Annotated in this window: 3 protein-coding genes and 1 pseudogene; 1 reads left to right on the forward strand and 3 read right to left on the reverse strand. The window is 60.7% G+C overall.

Annotation, left to right across the window (positions count from 1 at the left end):
* The first annotated feature begins 42 nt into the window (after window positions 1-42).
* Window positions 43-312 carry a hypothetical protein gene (locus ACH4VX_RS35525; RefSeq protein ID WP_398373452.1) on the forward strand — a complete coding sequence of 90 codons (270 nt, stop codon included), beginning with the start codon at window positions 43-45 and terminating at the stop codon, window positions 310-312.
* Between the two features lie 89 nt (window positions 313-401).
* Here the strand turns inward: ACH4VX_RS35525 and ACH4VX_RS35530 are convergent, their stop codons facing one another.
* From ACH4VX_RS35530 to ACH4VX_RS35540, 3 genes and pseudogenes are all read right to left on the reverse strand, one after another.
* On the reverse strand, window positions 402-851 hold the full coding sequence (locus ACH4VX_RS35530; protein ID WP_398373454.1) for a hypothetical protein: 450 nt from the start codon (window positions 849-851) through the stop codon (window positions 402-404).
* A gap of 7 nt (window positions 852-858) precedes the next feature.
* Complete coding sequence (locus ACH4VX_RS35535; RefSeq protein ID WP_398373455.1) at window positions 859-1,119, reverse strand: toxin C-terminal domain-containing protein; 261 nt, start codon at window positions 1,117-1,119, stop codon at window positions 859-861.
* A gap of 60 nt (window positions 1,120-1,179) precedes the next feature.
* Window positions 1,180-1,626 (reverse strand): annotated as a pseudogene (locus ACH4VX_RS35540) (Hint domain-containing protein); the annotation flags it as partial.
* Window positions 1,627-1,752 lie beyond the last annotated feature (126 nt).

The following is a 1,752-nucleotide window of genomic DNA, read 5'->3' on the forward strand; positions in this document are numbered from 1 at the left end:
GCACGACGGCGCAGCTCAAGCGGGTACTGGGAAGGACGTGCCATGACTCGATCCTCTCAAATGATCGAGTCCCTACCGAACCCGGAACGGTTCACCTTGCTCCTGGAGCAGGGGGTTGAGCTGGTCGTGATCAAGGAACTCCTCGGCCACGCCCACATCGGCGTCACCGCCACCGTCTACGCCCACGTCCGGCTCCGCCTCCAACGCGACGCTATCGACATCCTCGGCCACGCCCTCCGTAACCCCGCCGCGAGCACAGGCCAGCCCGACGACGGTGACGACCCACCGCTCTGCGCAGCCCCCGTCCGCTGACGTTGCCGTCAACTACTGCCGTCAGACCGCGCTGAAGCCCCGCCAGGACGTACCTGCCGGGGCTTCAAATTTGCACCTGCGCGCGGGATCTATCGCCCCCAGGCGGACTCACGGAACCGCCGCACCTGAGAGGTGCCCGTCGACCACTCAGAGATGCGGTTTCCATCCTCGTCGACCGACGATCGAGCCTCTACGTACCGCCACGGCTCCTGCTGGTTGAACTGTTCGTGGAGTTCGTCCAGGAAGATGATCGAGTTCTGCACGTAGACCTCTTCCCCGTCTCGATACATCGGCCAACAGGAGATGAAGTTACTGGCCGCCGGATCGGTGATTGAGGCGATGAGGCAGGAGGTCGAATTCTCGGCCTCTTCAAGTTTCCTCAGCGCACCATCCCAGCTTCGACGGTAGTCATCCACCGTCCAGAAACTCAGGTCCATCAGGAACGTCTCCGTGAACTCGCCGACCCTGATCCGGCCGACCGCCTTGGAGGGCAGCGAACTCGCACCCTCTGAGGTCGGGTAATCGATCACCTCGATCACGAAGTCGTCATTCCTTGAGGTAGTTGAGGTCCGGGTCATAAGTTCCGATCCGTTGTCCCTTGCGATTGAACATCTTCCAGCCATCGGACACGTTATGCCCGTCAACATCAGGCGTGATGTAGTTCTTTCCGTTGGAGAAGACCACCTGGCCGTGCGAATTGAACGGGGCCTTTTGTGCGGGAATTCTCGTTCTGTATCCCAGAGCCCCGGCCCGATCCCCTACGGTTCCCGCGTACAGCTCTCGGTTCTGCTGACTCCGTGCAGCCACCGAGTCCGGATGATACGGATCACCCTTGAGCGCAGGGGAAGAGGTGTATCCCTCAGGAAGATCACAGTTGCTGTTGTGAACGAGTACCGGCGTGGCACCCGCAAGCACATAGTACGTGTGCAGGTCTTCGACGGTGAGGTTGTACGTCCGGGCGTGTTTGGTGTATGCCCGGTTGCTGATGATGCGGACGGTGGTGCCGTCGGGGGTTCTGAGGGTCATGCCGGCAGCAAGGTTGCGGGCTTCGACCCAGTCGCCGATCTCGGGAACCCAGAAGGGGTGTTCGTGTGTAGCAGTGAGCTTCTTGGGCCCCTCGAGTGTTTTGATGGTCAGTTCGTTGAAGTGCTTGTCGTGCTCGGTGACGATCAGGCGGGTGACTTTCCGGAGGCGGGTCTCCCCTTTTTCCGGGTCTGTGGCGACAACCTCGTCGCCGACCTTGATCTTCTCGATTTCCTTGGTCTTGCCGTCGGCCATGAGGACTTGGGTGCCGGCGAGGAAGCAGTTATTGCATTCCGGATGCTTCTTGAGCCATTCCTCGATGGGGGAGTGTTCAATGAACGGCGGATCCGATGATCAAGGAGACGCCAGATGAGCGACACCACCATCGAGCAGATACCGGGCAGCGAGCCGACGGCG

Origin of the sequence: Streptomyces sp. NPDC020731, assembly GCF_044334705.1 — a bacterium.
Lineage (GTDB): Bacteria > Actinomycetota > Actinomycetes > Streptomycetales > Streptomycetaceae > Streptomyces.